Below are 16,836 nucleotides of genomic sequence, written 5' to 3' on the forward strand. Positions count from 1 at the left end.
ATATCGCAGGCGTCACCCGGAGCTGGGCGTGCATATTGCCATCGATGCCATGGGCGGGGACCTCGGTCCCCGCGCTACCGTTCAGGGTACAAGCGAGGCTCTGAGCGCTCATCCAGAGCTTCAGGTGCGTCTGTATGGCCCGCAGGCAGTGCTGCAAGACGAACTGTCGCGCTTGCCGAAGCGTCTACAGGCGGTCAGGGCGCGTTTGAACGTGGTTCATGCGCCGGATATCGTTTCGCAGGACATGAAGCTCACCCGTGTTTTACGCGCGCCGCCTACCAGTAGTCTGGCGATGATGCTCGACGATCTGGCCTCTGGTCAGGCGGATGCGGGGGTAAGTGCCGGCAATACTGCAGCGCTCATGGCCTTGTCGCGACGCGCGCTAGGCACTGTCGCCGGCATACCGCGCCCGGCAATAAGTACGGCAATACCCACGCGAAACGGTGGGCGTTGTTACATGCTCGACATGGGCGCCAACATCGAGGCATCTGCTTCGCGTTTGGTTGAGTTTGCCTTGATGGGCGATGTCATGGCGCGCCGCGTTGATGACTTGTCCCATCCACGGGTGGCCCTGCTGAATGTGGGCGTTGAGGCAACCAAGGGCACAGCCAGCGTTCGTGCCGCCGATGCGATGCTCAGAGAGCTGCCGGGCATCAACTATGTCGGGTTTGTCGAGGGCGACGGCCTGTTCAGTGGTGCAGTGGACGTGGTGGTCTGCGACGGATTCGTGGGTAACGTCGTGCTCAAGGCCAGCGAAGGCCTGGCGCGAATGCTGATCGGACGGATGCAGGCGACGTTTCATGCCCATTGGGGGAGCCGTCTGGTGGGCTTGCTGGCACGACCTGCATTGCAGCGTCTGCGTAGTCAGCTCGATCCGGTACGTTACAATGGTGCGAGTCTATTGGGATTGTCGGGTATCGTCGTCAAAAGTCATGGGCGTGCCAGCGCATTGGGTTTTACCTCTGCCATATTCCGATCCATGCAGGAGGTTCGTATCAATTTGCCGGTGCATCTTGAGCGAGAATTGGGCCAGCGCGCTATTCTGGCGAAAGAGGCGGGTATTTCCTGCTGTTTTGACGGCGAATCGGGTTCGAGAACCGATGACCCTAATATCTGAAAGGTGACTATATGACCCAAACCCTGGCCTTGGTGTTTCCGGGACAGGGCTCACAGCATGTAGGCATGCTGCGTGAGCTGGCGGAACGTTATAGTGTGGTGCGCACGACCTTCGAAGAGGCGGCGGATGCGCTTGGCTATAATCTCTGGCAAGTGGTGCAGGAAGGTCCAGAAGAAGCCCTTAATGCCACTGCATGCACTCAACCGGCGCTGCTCACGTCGAGTGTCGCCATCTGGCGTGTCTGGCAGGAAATGGAAGGACCGCGACCAGTGGCCATGGCAGGGCATAGCCTGGGTGAATATAGCGCGCTGGTATGCGCTGGCGCGTTGAGCTTCGCCGAAGGCGTGCGTCTGGTAAAGCTGCGTGGCGATGCCATGCAATCGGCGGTGCCAGCGGGCGAAGGCGCCATGGCGGCTATCCTGGGCCTTGACGATGCGGCAGTGGAGCTTGCCTGTCGCGATGCTGCCCAAGGTGAGGTAGTCGCGCCGGTCAACTACAATGCGCCGGGTCAGATCGTTATTGCCGGCACCAAGGCAGCGGTAGAGCGTGCCATTGGCTGCTGCCAGGAGTCTGGCGCCAAGCGTGCCATTCCGCTTCCGGTCTCGGTTCCCTCGCATTGCGCATTGATGGAACCGGCGGCAGAACAGCTGGCCAAGGCAATGGAGACTGTTGAAATTAAGTCACCACGCTATAAAGTGTTTCAAAACGTCGATGCCCGGATGCCGGAAGATGTCCAAACCTTACGAGCACGACTCGTCGAACAGCTCTATCGCCCGGTACGCTGGACCGATTGCGTCGAAGCCTTGGTGGGTCAGGGTGCGCAGATTTTCGTCGAGTGCGGCCCAGGCAAGGTGCTTACAGGACTCAACAAGCGTATTGCGCGAAGCGCCAGGGGAATGGCAGCCAACGATCCCGACAGCCTTGCCGCCGCTCTCGAACTTGCTCACGACAACACCAGTCAATAATACCAACAACCGGGAAACGCCATGACGACAAATAGCGAACCCAGAATTGTGCTGATCACCGGCGCCAGCCGCGGCATCGGCCGAGCCATCGCCCATGAGCTTGGCCGTCAGGGGCATGTCGTGGTCGGTACCGCGACCAGCGAGCAGGGTGCCCAGAATATCGATGCCGATCTAAAAGCGCAGGGTATCGAGGGTGCAGGGCACATGCTCGATGTCACCGATCAGATCAGCGTCGATGGTGTGATCGCGGCAATCGCCGAGCGCTTCGGTGCACCGACCATTCTTGTCAACAATGCCGGTATCACACGCGATAACTTGTTGATGCGCATGAAAGAAGACGAGTGGGATTCAGTGATTGATACCAATCTCAAATCCGTCTATCGTGTCACCAAGGCCTGTATTCGCGGAATGACCAAGGCACGTTTCGGACGTATCATCTGCATCAGTTCGGTCGTCGCTTCGATGGGCAATCTGGGCCAAGTCAACTATGCTGCTGCCAAGGCCGGCATGGAAGGCTTCACTCGGGCATTGGCTCGTGAAGTTGCTTCTCGTAGTATTACGGTCAATGCGGTGGCTCCCGGTTTCATTGCAACGGATATGACGGAAAAGCTGCCCGAGGATCAAAAAGCGTCATTGTTGGGCCAGATTCCACTGGCTCGCCTGGGTAAACCCGAAGAAATCGCTGCTGCCGTCGCTTTTCTGGCCAGTGATGCGGCGGGTTACATTACCGGAGAGACATTGCAGGTCAACGGTGGCATGAATATGCATTAGGCTGTCGGATAGTGTCTCGGTTGCGTCAATCAGAGGCCATCTATAAACTACCCGGCAGTTTTTGCCGGCAGATATGTACCATTAGGAGTAGTAACGTAATGAGCACCATCGAAGAGCGTGTGAAGAAAGTCGTGGCCGAGCGCCTGAACGTCAAGGAAGATGATATCCAGAACACCTCCTCCTTTACCGAAGACCTCGGTGCCGACTCCCTGGATACCGTCGAATTGGTGATGGCGCTTGAAGAGGAATTCGATACTGAAATTCCCGACGAGGAAGCCGAAAAGATTACGACCGTACAGGAAGCGATCGACTACGTCGTTGCTCATCAATAAGATGGCGTAAGCGTGACCCAAGTCGCTAATTCTGCGAAAGCCGTTCTGGAAACAGAGCGGCTTTTGTTTTAAGTAGCATTGGCCCATAGCCGTCATGCTTCGGTTATAATGCCCGCCAAAGCGATGTGGCATGCACATGCACACTATTTTGGACGTTTGGAGGAAAGCTGATGCCTCGTAGAAGGGTCGTGGTGACCGGGCTGGGTCTGGTGACGCCGGTCGGGAACACCGTAAAGGAGAGCTGGACCAATATTCTGTCAGGCAGAAGCGGCATCGCCTCCATCGAGAACTTCGATACCAGTGGCTTCAATACGCGCTTTGGCGGTTCGATCAAGGATTTTGACATCGATCCTTATCTGAATCCCAAGGATGCGCGCAAAATGGATCTTTTCATCCAATACGGTATTGCCGCTGGCGGTCAGGCGATTGCCGATGCGGGGCTTGAATGCAGCGAGCACAATGCGCATCGTATTGGTGTTGCCATCGGTTCCGGTATTGGTGGCCTGCCCATGATCGAGCACAATCACAACGCTCTGCACAAGGGCGGTGCACGCCGCATCTCGCCTTTCTTCGTGCCGGGTTCGATCATCAACATGATCGCCGGTAATCTGGCAATTCAGCATGGTTTCCAGGGTCCCAACATTGCTATCACCACGGCGTGTACCAGCGGTACGCACAATATTGGCTATGGTGCGCGTACCATCGCCTATGGTGATGCGGACGCAATGATCTGTGGTGGTTCCGAGATGGCGACTACCCCCTTGGGGCTGGGCGGGTTTTCCGCGGCCCGGGCGCTATCCACGCGCAACGACGCCCCTGAAGAGGCAAGCCGCCCCTGGGACCGGGATCGGGACGGGTTCGTGCTATCCGACGGCGCAGGTGTACTGGTTCTGGAAGAGTACGAGCATGCCAAGAAACGCGGTGCTCCCATCTATGCCGAGATCAAGGGGTTCGGCATGAGCGATGATGCTCATCATATGACCGCGCCACCCGAAAATGGTCGAGGGGCGGCGATGGCAATGCGCAATGCCATTCGCGATGCGGCAATTGATCCTTCCCAGATCGGGTATATCAACGCTCATGGTACGTCCACCCAAACTGGTGATCTGGCGGAAAGCCGTGCTATCGAGGAAGTGATGGGGTCGGCGGCCTCTTCCGTGGCAGTCAGCTCCACCAAGTCGATGATCGGCCACCTGCTGGGAGCGGCCGGTGCGGTCGAGGCGATTTTCAGTATTCTCGCGCTGCGCGACCAGGTCGCACCGCCCACCATCAATCTGGACAATCCTCAAGAAGGGTGCGTGCTCGACTATGTACCGCACACCGCTCGGCAGATTGCCCTCGACTACGCTCTATCCAACTCGTTTGGGTTTGGTGGCACCAATGGTTCGCTGATCTTCGGGCGCCTCTGATTTATCATGAGCGTTGACTGGGGCGATGTCTCGGGCGATACCGGCGTTCCAATCGATGATCGCGGCTTTGTCTACGGAGATGGCTTGTTCGAAACCGTCCTGATCCGAGACAGCCAGCCGGTGTTGTGGCAGGAGCATCTGGCACGTCTTGCGCAAGGTTGCGAGCGGTTGGCCATGGTCGCGCCTGAACGGCATGCGCTCGATGCCTTGCCGGCCGAAGCTGGTCCCGGGCTGCATGTGCTCAAGATCGTTGTCACTCGGGGTAGTGGCGGTCGCGGGTACCTTCCTCCTGTTAGCCCTTTGCCACGAATGCGCTGGCAACTATCACCCTTTGCACCGCGAGAAGATCGCTGGCGTGAAGGCGTGACGGTGCGGCTATGCGCGCTGCAACTTGGGTGGCAGCCTCGTTTGGCCGGACTCAAGCATCTCAATCGTCTCGAGAATGTGCTTGCTCGCCAGGAGTGGTGTGACGACCGTATTGCCGAAGGTCTGCTCTGCGATAGCGATGGCGCTCTGGTGGAAGCCACCTGCATGAACCTGTTCTGGCTACGCGATGGCTGTCTGGAAACACCGCAACTCGATCGCTGTGGTGTTGCCGGTACCTTGCGAGCGGCGCTGCTAGCGAAACGTCCGCTGAAAGAAGTGTCTTGTCCAGTCGAGGTGTTGAATACAGTCGATGCACTGTGGATCGGCAATTCGGTTCAAGGCATATGGCCGGTGACCTGTCTTGAAGACGCATCGGGCTCGTCCGTCATGCGATGGGCAATAAATGACCTCCATCGCACCTTCCAGTCGGCAGCACATGAGTTGCTCGGTTATCCCTCAACGCTTTAGAGGATGAATGTTTAATGCGCCTGTTCAAGGCATTGTTGATCGTTGTGGTGATAGGGGCGGCACTGAGCTTCGCCGGCTTCACCTACTGGCAATCGAGGCTGACGTCGCCTATTGCCATCGATGAGCCCACGCTCTATGAAGTGCCTCGCGGGGCCAGTTTCAATGCGGTGGTCGGCGATCTCGCCAACCGCGATATCCTTGCCGATGATTGGTCATTGCGATTGCTGGCCAAAGTATCGCCGGATAGCGTGCCGCAGCTTCGTGCCGGGGAGTTCATGCTCAAACCAGGCATGAGCGCCCAGGAAGCCATTACTCTGCTGGGCAGCGACAAAGTCGTGTCCTATCCATTGACGATCCCGGAAGGATGGACGTTTGATCAGATGCGCAAGCTGCTGGCTGCCGCGCCCAAGCTGTCCCAGCGTAGCGAGCAGATGAGCGATGCCGAGATCATGGCCGAGTTGAATCACCCGGATCAGCGTCCGGAAGGGCGCTTCTTTCCGGATACCTATCGCTATCACAAGGGCAGCAGCGACCTGGATATATTGCGCCAGGCTCATGCACGCATGGCGTCGGAGCTGGAGGCAGCCTGGGAAGGGCGAGATGAGGATTTGCCTCTGAATAGCGCTTATGAAGCCTTGATCATGGCCTCTTTGATCGAGCGCGAGACCGGTGCCGATGGCGAGCGTGGCGAGATAGGCGGCGTGTTCAAGCGCCGGCTGGAGAAGGGCATGCGTCTGCAGACCGATCCCACGGTGATCTATGGCATGGGCGATGACTATGAGGGCAATATCACCCGTGCGGACCTGCGCCGTGCTACCCCCTACAATACCTACGTGATTTCCGGTCTTCCTCCCACGCCGATCGCCATGCCTGGCCGTGCGGCCCTTGATGCGGCGGTGCATCCCGCCGAAGGCAATACGCTCTATTTCGTTGCCAAGGGAGATGGCACCCATCACTTTTCGCGAAATTTGAAAGAGCACAACGCCGCAGTGCGCCGCTATATTCTCAACCGATGAGTTCAAAACGTCATGCTGGATGATCGATCTGGAAGCGGACATGGACGCTTCATCACTCTTGAGGGGGGAGAAGGCGTCGGCAAGAGTACCAATCTCGGTGTGGTTTGCGAGTTTCTACAGAGCCGAGGGGTCGAGGTCCTGCGTACTCGGGAGCCGGGTGGCACGCTGCGGGGCGAGGCTATTCGACAACTGCTGCTGGATCCGGTCGAGCAGGAGCCGCTGAGTGACGATGCGGAACTGCTGCTGATCTTCGCCGCTCGGGCACAGCATCTCGAGCAGCTCATCCGACCGGCGCTCGCGCGTGGCACATGGGTCGTGTGCGATCGTTTCACCGATGCCACCTTTGCCTACCAGGGTGGAGGACGCGGCATCGACAGTGCGCGTATCGCTACCCTTGAAACCTTGGTTCAGCGCGACCTTCAGCCAGACCTGACGTTGCTGCTGGACATGCCGGTCAGTGCCGCCCAGCAGCGCGTCACCGATCGAGGTAACGAACGCGATCGCTTCGAGCAGGAGCGGGTCGACTTCTTTAGCGCCGTGCGAGAGGCTTATCTCAGGCGAGCCGACGCTGACCCGGAACGCTTTGCAATCATCGATGCCGCCAAGCCGCTGACAGACGTCCAGCAGCATATCCAAACTGTGTTGCAGTCCTGGTGGGCCTCATGCTGATACAGCCACTGCCATGGCAACAGCCCATATGGCAGCGACTGACGGGGTTGCAGGATGCGGGGCGGTTGCCTCACGCGTTGCTACTATCCGGGCCTCACGGGGTAGGCAAGCAGGAGTTGGGCGAGGCACTGCTGGCGCGTACGCTGTGCCGAATGCCGAGCGATACGGCCTGTGGTGAATGTCACAGTTGCCACATGCTCAAGGCGGGCTATCATCCGGATCTCCTACGTGTCTCGCCTGCGGAGAAAAGCCGTCAGATACGTATCGATCCGATTCGTGACGTCAATCACTTCGTCGCCCAGACACCACAGCAGGGTGGTTATCGCGTCATCCTCCTGCAGCCGGCGGAAGCAATGAACGTTGCCGCTGCCAATGCGCTGCTCAAGAGCCTGGAAGAGCCCGGGGAGCGGACCCTGTTTATTTTACTGGCGGACGTTCCGTCTCGCATGCTGGCGACCATTCGATCTCGCTGCCAGCACTGGTCGCTGGGTGTGCCGACAAGATCGATGTGCCTTCCTTGGTTGCAAGAAGCGCTGGGAGAAGGGAGCGAAGGCGAATTCTGGCTAAGGGTTTCAGGAGGGCTGCCGTTACTGGCTAAAGAACTGGCGAGCGCTGAATCGCGTGGTTTGCGTCAAGAGCTGCAAGAGCTATTCGATGCGTTGGTAAGGGGCGGTGAGCCCGTTGCCGAAGCGGCGCGTCTGGAGCGTCAGGCCGTCGATCGGATCCTGTGGTACGGTATTACCTGGCTCGAGGACCTGATTCGTCTGGGGCTTTCCAGTGAAGAAGTCCGAGTGCGCAATCTCGACCTTCTGCCGCTTTATCGCCAGGCAGTCAAGAACGCACGGGTTCAGGACTGGTTTCGCCTGCTCGACTACGCCCGGGAGCAGCGTCGCCTGCTGATAGCGGGTGGCAACCCCAACCCTCAACTGGTGCTTGAAGCCTGGCTGATTCGCTGGTCGGCACTGTTGCGTTCCTGAACGCATTTCTATCGATCATTATGAGGCTTGAACATGGCTGGAAAAAAAGCCCTGTCCTTGACCATCAAGGATACACAAACGCTGCTTTCGGCGTATATGCCCATGCTCGAGCGAGGCGGACTCTTCGTGCCTACCCAGGAACGCTACGGCCTGGGGCAGGAGGTCTATCTCTTCTTGACGCTACCCGAAGAAAATGAGCGATTTTCCGTAACCGGTCAGGTCGTTTGGGTATCACCGCCCGGGGTAACCGGTCACCGTGTGCCGGGCATTGGTATTCATTTCAGCGCTGACGACCAGGCAGTTCGTGATCATATCGAAAGCCTCCTGGCGGGAAAGTTGAACCGGGATGCGCCCACCTACACTCTCTGAACACCTCAGCATCGCATAATTTCTTTTCATCGGCCGAGTGCTTGCCAATGTTTGTCGATTCCCACTGTCATCTCGATCGCCTCGATCTCACGAATCACTCGGGAGACCTCAACGCGGCGCTCGACGCTGCCCGGGCTCGGGATGTGCACCAATTTCTGGCCATTGCCGTTACCCTCGAGGATGTCGAAGGGCTAGCCAAAATTGCCAGGCGTCATGAAGACGTGGTCATTTCCGCTGGCGTGCATCCGCTGCACAGCGTCGATTCCGAGCCAGACATCGAGGCGATCAAGGCCTGCGCCGAGCGCTTCGATGTGGTGGCCATTGGCGAAACCGGACTCGACTACCACTACGATTCCATCAGTCGGGAAACTCAGTTCGAGCGCTTCAAGCGCCACCTGCAGGCGGCCACCGAACTCGAACTGCCGGTAATCGTACACACCCGGGACGCTAAACAAGAGACGCTCGAGTTGATTCGCGAGCATACAGACCCGGCAATCGGCGGCGTGCTGCACTGCTTTACCGAAGATGTGGATATGGCGCGCCAGGCGGTGGCCCAAGGCTTTTTCATATCGCTGTCCGGTATCGTGACGTTTCGCAACGCAAACGCGATCCGCGAACTGGCCCGGGTGATTCCGCTGGATCGCCTGCTGATCGAGACGGATAGCCCCTATCTTGCGCCGGTGCCGCATCGGGGCAAGCCCAACGAGCCCCAGTGGGTGGTGGAAGTGGCTGACTGTATCGCGCGGGAGCGGGGCATCAGCCTCGAGGAGGTGGCCATGCAGACCACGGTCAATTTCTACCGGCTGTTCCGTGCCGCTGCACCTCAGGCCTCTCAGGAGATGCGACAAATGCTGGCAGACACTAATCTGGTGTAAAGACCATTCGCAATCGTTTGTCAGGGAGGACACGCCATGTCGCTGGAGCCATTACTCTCACAGATCGAATCCGAAGGGGCGATACCGCCGGTCGACCAGTGGAATCCCGAGCAGTCCGGCAGCATGGATCTGGTCATACGCGCCGACGGCAGCTGGGTTCACGAAGGGACGGTGATCACGCGTTCGCGCCTGGTGAGGTTGTTGTCGACGGTGCTGCGTCGGGAAGCGGATGGCGAGTATTACCTGGTCACTCCAGTTGAGAAGATGCGCATTAGCGTCGAGGACCGTCCCTTTCTGATCGTCGATGCGGAACAGGAGTCAGACCTCTGGCGATTGACCACCAACGTGGGTGATTGCCTCGATTTGGGTAACGACCATCAATTAGCCGTTGCCGAGAATCAGGAAGGCGATTCGGTACCCGACGTCGCCGTGCGCTTTGGACTTCGCGCCCGCTTGAATCGCAATGTCTATTACCGCCTGATCGAACTTGCCGAGCAACGATCGGATTCACAGGGCCGTACGGAGCTGGGGATAGTCAGCCAGGATGTCTGGCAACCCCTGGGAGCGGTCGATACGGAGTCATTGTGAAGCTGACCACTGAACAGCAGGCGGTGGTTGCCCACGGGGCTGGACATGCTCGTGTTGCCGCGGTGGCCGGTGCCGGCAAGACCACCACTATGGTGGCCCGGGTGCTGCATCTGTTGGCTCAGGGGGTTCCGGCGCGGCGCATCATGGTGTTGATGTTCAATCGGGCCGCCCGAGAAGACTTCACCGCCAAGCTCGCGGCGCTGGCGCCTACGGGTCAGGTGCTACCTGAGGTTCGTACCTTTCATTCCATCGGTTATCGTCTCACCCAGAGTCTTACCCGCTGGGGCTATCTTGCGCCCCGGGAATTGTTGGCGGACTGGCAGCGAGAGCGGCTGCTGCGTCAGGCGGTCATGCTGGCATTGGAAAGTGGTGACGATGGCTCCCAGGAGGCCGCCCTGGAGCCGGACCGGCTCGAGACCCTCAGTCAATTCTGTGAGCTGGTCAAGGCGGAGATGATCGCGCCGGGGGCGTTTTACGAGCGCCTCGATCTTGGTGCGGATACCGGTCACTTCGTCGAAGCCTTCGACCGGTTGGAGTCGCTGCTCGAGCAGCACGGTAAAGCGACCTACGCGGATCTTCTGTACCGTCCGCTGCGTTGTCTTGAGTGTGATGCGGAGGCGCGAGCGCGAGTTCAGGGCTTTCTCGACCATGTCATCGTCGATGAGTATCAGGATATCAACGAGGCGCAGCAGCGTCTGTTAGCCTTGCTTGCCGGTAGTCGAGCAGAAGTGATGGTCGTGGGCGATGCCAATCAATGTATTTACGAGTGGCGAGGGGCGCGGCCGGATTACATGCTCGAGCGTTTTACTGCGAGCTTCGGCAGCGCCACGGATTACCCGCTATCGATGACCTTTCGCCACGGTCATGCACTGGCATTGACCGCCAATCATGCCATTCACGCCAACCGCCGTCGCCCCGATCAGCTGTGTGTGCCGGCCCCGAACAATCCCGATACGACAATCGATACCGGACAGGGGTGCGGCCGGCTGATCGAGGAGTTGACTCGCTGGCAACAACACGGGCGCGCTCTGAATCAGGCCTGTGTTCTGGTAAGAAGCTGGACGCTGTCCGTGTCATTACAGCTTCAACTGCTGCGCGCCGGCATTCCCTTCCGTCTTTCCAGAGAGGATCGCTTTGTCTTTCGGCTACCGTTGGTCCAGGCCTTGGCAGGGTATCTACGCCTGGCGCGCGAGCCACGACTGCTGCAGAACCCGGAGCATCTGTTGTTGCTGCTGTCGCAACCTACCCCGTTCGTGGCACGGGAGCGGTTGCAGGCGCTGGCGCAATACCTGGCCGCAAGCCGGCGTTGGCCGGAGCGCCATGATTCCCTGCTGACGGGGCTCAAGCCCATGCAGCGACGCAATCTCAAGCGCCGCTGGGAGCTGCTGTGCGAGCTACCCAGTCTGGCCCGCTTGCCACCGGCACGGCTGCTCGAATTGATCGTCGAGCGCCTTGATGCACAAAAGGTGCTCAAGCGGGCAGCGGCGCGGCGCGAGAAGGGCGAAGAAGATGTGAGATTGCTCGATGTGCTGATCGAGCAGGCAGACGAACTCGTTCAAGCGCCGGAAAACTTCATCAATCTGTCTCACCGTTCCGAAGAGAATTCAGCCGAGGGCGTACTCATCACGACGGTACACAGTGCCAAGGGGCTCGAGTGGCCGTTGGTAGGGCTGTGGGGGGCGAATGAGGAGGATTTTCCCCACTACAGTCGCGATAACCCCTTGAGCGACGAACGGCTCGAAGAGGAGCGCCGCTTGTTCTATGTCGCCATCACCCGAGCCAAGGAGCGCCTCTTGATGCTTCATGACGGGGGGGAGCATCGGCCCAGCCGCTTTCTTGCCGAGAGCGCTTGGCAGGATGGCAATCGCATTGCCCAGGCGCTGCGTGACGGCAGCACGAGCGCAGTGGAGGTTGCATCGCCACAACTGGTCGAGCGCTATCTTGCTGCGTTGGGAGCATCCTTGCCACTCGCGCCCGCGACTCGCCGAGCAAAAAGCGATGATTTTTATGCGCCTGGCCAGCATGTGATGCACGAGGTGTTCGGTGCCGGCGAAATCCTGCTTGTCGAGGGCAATCCAGCCAATCCGGTCATCGAGGTACGCTTTGCGAATGCGGGACGCCGCCGCCTGATTGCGCGTCGTGCGCCGCTCAAACACCTGCAAGGAGAATCGCTGTCATGAACGTTTCGCCGTCATCCCCGGTAATTGATGCATCAACGCTGGCAGAGATGCTGGCTTCCGATGCGCCGCTGTGTATTTTGGATTGCCGAGCACGGCTCGACGATGCCGAGGCGGGCTGTCGTTTATGGCAGGCCGGCCATCTTCCTGGCAGCCATCACCTGGATCTGGATCGGGACTTGGCGTCCAGTCCCGGCGAACAGGGGCGTCATCCACTGCCCAAGGAATCCGCGTTTACTGCCACGGTGCAACGTTTGGGAATTGCCCGGGAAACCCCGGTCATTCTCTACGACGATATGGGCGGCCAGATGGCGGCAGCTCGCGCCTGGTGGATGCTGCATTGTTGGGCGGGCCATTCGGATGTGCGCCTGCTCGACGGCGGTCTGCCAGCCTGGCAGCAAGAGGGCGGTGAGATAACTCAGGAAGCGAGAAATGTAGCATCGAGTGACTGGCAGCCGGCGTTCGACGACAGCCAACTGGTATCCGCCGAGGGACTGCTATCCATGCCCGGTACCTTGATCGATGCTCGCGCCAAGGAACGGTTTCGCGGCGAGGTCGAACCCATCGACCCGGTTGCCGGTCATATTCCCGGTGCCCTATGTCGCCCTTGTAGCACCAATTTGACGCAGAAGGGCTACTTCAAGAGTGGCGAGACCCTGGATGCCGAACTGCCTCAGCAGGAAGGTGTGATCAGCTATTGCGGCTCCGGCATTACCGCCTGCCACAACATTCTGGCCTTCGCCATTGCCGGTCGCGAACTGCCGCGCCTGTATGCCGGCTCCTGGAGCCATTGGATACGCGATCCACAGCGGCCCGTGGCCACCGGCGACGCCTAATGCCGGCGGCCACGCGTTCATTAAAGCGTTAAGAACTCATTTCACAGGTTCGGTGGATAGATAGGTTTTGCCGCGGGCAAGCCTTCGCGAGGGCGCTGTAAACCCATCCCTGGGCGCTACTTTTGCCATCCATGGCAAAAGACCCTCGCTCCGCCTTGTCCCCGGCACCTATCATCCATGAATCAGGGATTTTCCAGAGCGTGGGCATGCTCTTACATATTGGGATAATTCGGCCCACCCCCCCCCTCCGGCGGCACCCAGGTGATGTTCTGCGCCGGGTCCTTGATGTCGCAGGTCTTGCAGTGAATGCAGTTCTGGAAGTTGATCTGGAACTTAGGCTTGCCAGCGTCGTCTTCCACTACTTCGTAGACTCCGACCGGACAGTAGCGTTGCGCCGGCTCATCGTACTTCGGCAGGTTGTCGCGAATCGGGATGTCCGGATCGCTCAGGCGCAGGTGGCAAGGCTGATCCTCATCGTGGTTGGTGTTGGACATGAACACCGAGGAGGTCTTGTCGAAGGAGAGCTTGCCGTCGGGCTTGGGGTAGTCGATCTTCTCGGCCTGATCCGCCGGGGTGAGCTTGGCGTAATCCGGGGTCGTGTCGTGAAGCGAGGGTAGCTTGCCCTTGAAAAGCTGATCGACGAAATTATAGGCGCCGCCCCCAACCGTGCCGTACTTGTGAATCGCCGGGCCGAAGCTCGCGGTCTGCTCGAGTTCCTGATAGGCCCAGCTCTGTTCCCATTTCGTAGTGAAATCCGTAAGCTCCTTGCCCCCTCTATCGGCTTCGTCCGACTGGCCCAATGCCTCGAATACCGTCTCCGCCGCCAGCATCCCGGACTTCATCGCCGTGTGCAGACCCTTGATCTTGGCGAAATTCAGGGTGCCCGCATCGCAACCGATCAGCAGGCCGCCGGGAAAGGTCATTTTCGGCAGACAGTTGAGTCCGCCCTTGGTGATTGCTCGGGCGCCATAGGCGACCCGCTTGCCGCTTTCCAGGTACTGCTTGAGCAGCGGGTGGTGTTTCAAGCGCTGGAATTCATCGAAGGGTGATAGAAACGGGTTGGTATAACTCAGGTCGATGATCAGCCCGACCATTACCTGCTGATCCTCGCCATGATAGAGAAAGAAACCGCCGTGGGCGTTCTTGTCCAGAGGCCAGCCGGAGCCGTGGAGTACCAGTCCCGGTTCGTGCACCTCGGCGGGCACATCCCACAGCTCCTTCAAGCCGATGCCATAGTGCTGCGGGTCTTTGCCGTCATCGAGGTTGAAGCGTTCGATGAGACGCTTGCCGATATGGCCGCGAGACCCCTCGGCGAACAGGGTATACTTGGCACGCAGCTCCATGCCCGGCATGTAACCACTCTTCTCGCTGCCGTCTGCGGCCACACCCATGTCGCCGGTCACGATGCCGCGCACGATACCGTCGTCGTCGATCAGTGCTTCCTGGGCGGCAAAGCCGGGAAATATCTCCACCCCCAAAGCCTCGGCCTGCTCACCCAGCCAGCGGCACAGGTTACCGGCACTGATCACGTAGTTGGGAGAACTACCCGCGTTATGCATGGTCTTGGGCACCAGGGCGTTGGGCAGCTTCTGGGTCGACTCCGCGTTCTTGAGCAGATGGACCTCGTCCCGGGTTGCCGGAACGGTCAATGGCGCGCCCCGTTCGGCCCAGTCCGGGAAGAGTTCGGCCAGTGCGCGGGGCTCGAACACCGCGCCGGAGAGAACATGCGCACCGACTTCGGAGCCTTTCTCGACCACGCATACGCTGAGTTCGCGTTCGACCTCACCCGCCTGCTGCATCAACCGGCAGGCGGCGGAGAGCCCCGCAGGGCCGGCACCGACGATGACCACATCGAAATCCATTGATTCACGTTCCACGTCTCATCTCCTTCATTGCGAAGTTTTGCTCTCACGTCTTTGTACTTTATAGGTAAAGTGTCTGGTCTCTGCTATATTTGCAACGAGTGTTTCATATTTACAACAGGTGTTTTCGATATTAAAACCTGATTGGGTGTTCCATGTTACCGAGGCATGTAAGCGAGCAATATGCGACTAAGCGCTTTATTGGGATGCTGGTAAAGCTATGGCACACTTGAATCGGATAAAAATCTTTGCATGCTTGCATCCCGTATGCTGGTAAGCCCTTACAATCTAGCGAGGACGCCATGAAAGTACTCGTCGCGGTCAAACGCGTCATCGATTACAACGTCAAGATTCGCGTCAAGGCGGATCACTCCGACGTCGATCTCACCAACGTCAAGATGGCCATGAACCCCTTCTGCGAGATCGCCGTGGAAGAAGCGGTGCGTCTCAAGGAGCAGGGCATCGCGACGGAAGTCGTGGCCGTCTCTATCGGTCCCAAGGCCGCCCAGGAACAGCTGCGCACCGCCCTGGCGCTGGGCGCCGATCGCGCCATCCATATCGAGACCGATGAGCGGGTCGAGTCCCTGGCGGTGGCCAAGCTGCTGAAAAAAGTCATCGACGAGGAACAGCCCCAGCTGACCATTCTCGGCAAGCAGGCCATCGACACGGATAACAACCAGACCGGCCAGATGCTCGCCGCCCTGACCGGCCAGCCCCAGGGCACCTTCGCTTCCAAGCTCGAGATGCAGGACGACAAGCTCCAGATCACGCGCGAGATCGACGGCGGCCTGCAGCGTCTCGAACTCAGTCTGCCGGCTATCGTCACCACGGACCTGCGCCTCAATGAGCCGCGTTATGCCAAATTGCCGGACATCATGAAGGCCAAGAAGAAGCCGCTCGAGACCAAGAGCCCGGCGGATCTCGGCGTCGAGGTAGCCTCCAGGGTCAGCCTGCTCAAGGTCGAGACCCCGGCGGAGCGCAAGGGTGGCATCAAGGTCGGTTCCGTGGACGAGCTGGTCGACAAACTCAAGAACGAAGCCAAAGTGCTTTAAGAGGAGCTGATTTCATGAGCCTATTGGTACTGGCCGATCATCACGACGGCCATCTGGACGATGCCACCGCCAGCGTCGTGGCCGCAGCCCGACAGATTGCCGAGCACGCCGGTGGCGACATCGACCTGCTGGTGGCCGGTGAAAACATCGACAGCGTTGCCGAAGCCGCAGCCAAGCTCGAGGGCGTGACCCGGGTACGGGTGGCGGACAACGCCGTCTACGCCCATCAACTGGCCGAACCCCTGGCGGATCTACTCGTTGCCCTGGCGGATGACTACGCCTATGTGCTGACCAGCGCCTCCACCAACGGCAAGAATGTGCTACCGCGCCTGGCGGCCCTCAAGGACGTATCCCAGCTCTCGGAAGTGATGGCGATAGACAGCGCCGATACCTTCAAGCGCCCGATCTACGCCGGCAACGCCATCGCCACGGTGCAAAGTGAAGATGCTCTCAAGGTCATGACCATCCGCACCACCGCCTTCGATGCAACAGGCGAGGGCAATAGCGCCACGATCGAAGCGGTCGACACGGTGGTCGATAACAGCCTGTCGAGCTTCGTCGACGAGGAGTTGGCCAAGAGCGAACGCCCGGAACTCGGCGGTGCCAAGGTCGTGGTCTCTGGGGGGCGCGGCATGGGTAGCGGCGAGAACTTCAAGCTGCTCGAAGGCATTGCCGACAAGCTCGGTGCCGCCCTGGGTGCGTCTCGGGCCGCGGTGGATGCCGGCTACGTGCCCAACGATTATCAAGTCGGGCAGACCGGCAAGATCGTCGCCCCGGAGTTGTACATCGCCGTGGGCATCAGCGGAGCCATCCAGCACTTGGCGGGGATGAAGGACTCCAAGGTGATCGTCGCCATCAACAAGGACGAGGACGCGCCGATCTTCCAGGTCGCGGATTATGGACTCGTCGGCGATCTGTTCGAAATCCTCCCGGAGCTTGAACAGAAGCTGTAATCTGAAAAACGCCATAAAAAGCCGGTGCCCGTAA

The 16,836-nt window shown here is 59.3% G+C and carries 17 protein-coding genes; 16 read left to right on the top strand and 1 reads right to left on the bottom strand.

The genetic code is table 11. From position 1 onward, the window contains the following. The first annotated feature begins 28 nt into the window (after nucleotides 1-28). From plsX to H7850_RS05255, 14 genes are all read left to right on the top strand, one after another. Nucleotides 29-1,117 carry a phosphate acyltransferase PlsX gene (gene plsX, locus H7850_RS05190; protein WP_227368382.1) on the top strand — a complete coding sequence of 363 codons (1,089 nt, stop codon included), beginning with the start codon at nucleotides 29-31 and terminating at the stop codon, nucleotides 1,115-1,117. An 11-nt stretch (nucleotides 1,118-1,128) separates the two neighbouring features. Beyond that, nucleotides 1,129-2,082, top strand: a complete 954-nt coding sequence (gene fabD / locus H7850_RS05195) for an ACP S-malonyltransferase (protein WP_227368384.1) — start codon at nucleotides 1,129-1,131, stop codon at nucleotides 2,080-2,082. Between the two features lie 21 nt (nucleotides 2,083-2,103). Further along, complete coding sequence (gene fabG / locus H7850_RS05200) at nucleotides 2,104-2,853, top strand: 3-oxoacyl-ACP reductase FabG (RefSeq protein WP_227368385.1); 750 nt, start codon at nucleotides 2,104-2,106, stop codon at nucleotides 2,851-2,853. 98 nt (nucleotides 2,854-2,951) lie between these two features. Continuing rightward, nucleotides 2,952-3,185: an acyl carrier protein gene (gene acpP / locus H7850_RS05205; protein ID WP_048306287.1), complete on the top strand. Its 234-nt coding sequence runs from the start codon at nucleotides 2,952-2,954 to the stop codon at nucleotides 3,183-3,185. A gap of 170 nt (nucleotides 3,186-3,355) precedes the next feature. Next, entirely contained in the window at nucleotides 3,356-4,594 is a 1,239-nt protein-coding gene (gene fabF, locus H7850_RS05210) for a beta-ketoacyl-ACP synthase II (protein ID WP_227368386.1), read from the top strand. A 6-nt stretch (nucleotides 4,595-4,600) separates the two neighbouring features. Beyond that, nucleotides 4,601-5,428 carry an aminodeoxychorismate lyase gene (gene pabC / locus H7850_RS05215; protein WP_227368387.1) on the top strand — a complete coding sequence of 276 codons (828 nt, stop codon included), beginning with the start codon at nucleotides 4,601-4,603 and terminating at the stop codon, nucleotides 5,426-5,428. A 14-nt stretch (nucleotides 5,429-5,442) separates the two neighbouring features. Further along, entirely contained in the window at nucleotides 5,443-6,444 is a 1,002-nt protein-coding gene (gene mltG / locus H7850_RS05220) for an endolytic transglycosylase MltG (RefSeq protein ID WP_227368388.1), read from the top strand. Between the two features lie 12 nt (nucleotides 6,445-6,456). Further along, a complete protein-coding gene (gene tmk / locus H7850_RS05225) occupies nucleotides 6,457-7,113 on the top strand; it encodes a dTMP kinase (protein WP_227368390.1) in 657 nt (218 codons plus the stop codon). Then, on the top strand, nucleotides 7,107-8,090 hold the full coding sequence (locus H7850_RS05230) for a DNA polymerase III subunit delta' (protein ID WP_227368392.1): 984 nt from the start codon (nucleotides 7,107-7,109) through the stop codon (nucleotides 8,088-8,090). Before tmk ends, H7850_RS05230 begins: the two co-directional genes overlap by 7 nt. A 33-nt stretch (nucleotides 8,091-8,123) precedes the next feature. Further along, complete coding sequence (locus H7850_RS05235; protein ID WP_227368393.1) at nucleotides 8,124-8,459, top strand: PilZ domain-containing protein; 336 nt, start codon at nucleotides 8,124-8,126, stop codon at nucleotides 8,457-8,459. A gap of 47 nt (nucleotides 8,460-8,506) precedes the next feature. Further along, nucleotides 8,507-9,334: a TatD family hydrolase gene (locus tag H7850_RS05240; RefSeq protein ID WP_227368395.1), complete on the top strand. Its 828-nt coding sequence runs from the start codon at nucleotides 8,507-8,509 to the stop codon at nucleotides 9,332-9,334. A 36-nt stretch (nucleotides 9,335-9,370) separates the two neighbouring features. Beyond that, nucleotides 9,371-9,922: a DUF1285 domain-containing protein gene (locus H7850_RS05245; protein WP_227368396.1), complete on the top strand. Its 552-nt coding sequence runs from the start codon at nucleotides 9,371-9,373 to the stop codon at nucleotides 9,920-9,922. Then, the gene (locus H7850_RS05250) at nucleotides 9,919-12,102 is read left to right on the top strand and encodes an ATP-dependent helicase (protein ID WP_227368397.1); all 2,184 of its coding nucleotides are present in this window, start codon (nucleotides 9,919-9,921) and stop codon (nucleotides 12,100-12,102) included. Before H7850_RS05245 ends, H7850_RS05250 begins: the two co-directional genes overlap by 4 nt. Further along, nucleotides 12,099-12,935 carry a sulfurtransferase gene (locus H7850_RS05255; RefSeq protein ID WP_227368399.1) on the top strand — a complete coding sequence of 279 codons (837 nt, stop codon included), beginning with the start codon at nucleotides 12,099-12,101 and terminating at the stop codon, nucleotides 12,933-12,935. Before H7850_RS05250 ends, H7850_RS05255 begins: the two co-directional genes overlap by 4 nt. A 212-nt stretch (nucleotides 12,936-13,147) precedes the next feature. On the opposite strand, the gene H7850_RS05260 is transcribed toward H7850_RS05255, so the two are convergent. Continuing rightward, on the bottom strand, nucleotides 13,148-14,797 hold the full coding sequence (locus tag H7850_RS05260; protein ID WP_227368547.1) for an electron transfer flavoprotein-ubiquinone oxidoreductase: 1,650 nt from the start codon (nucleotides 14,795-14,797) through the stop codon (nucleotides 13,148-13,150). 302 nt (nucleotides 14,798-15,099) lie between these two features. On the opposite strand from H7850_RS05260, the gene H7850_RS05265 reads away from it, so the two are divergent. Both H7850_RS05265 and H7850_RS05270 read left to right on the top strand, forming a co-directional pair. Next, nucleotides 15,100-15,849 (top strand): electron transfer flavoprotein subunit beta/FixA family protein, encoded by a 750-nt coding sequence (locus H7850_RS05265; protein ID WP_227368400.1) that lies wholly within the window; start codon nucleotides 15,100-15,102, stop codon nucleotides 15,847-15,849. 14 nt (nucleotides 15,850-15,863) lie between these two features. Then, nucleotides 15,864-16,802 carry an electron transfer flavoprotein subunit alpha/FixB family protein gene (locus H7850_RS05270; protein WP_227368402.1) on the top strand — a complete coding sequence of 313 codons (939 nt, stop codon included), beginning with the start codon at nucleotides 15,864-15,866 and terminating at the stop codon, nucleotides 16,800-16,802. Nucleotides 16,803-16,836: the final 34 nt, after the last annotated feature.

The sequence above is a fragment of the Halomonas sp. M20 genome (assembly GCF_020622265.1).
In the GTDB taxonomy this organism is placed as follows: domain Bacteria; phylum Pseudomonadota; class Gammaproteobacteria; order Pseudomonadales; family Halomonadaceae; genus Modicisalibacter.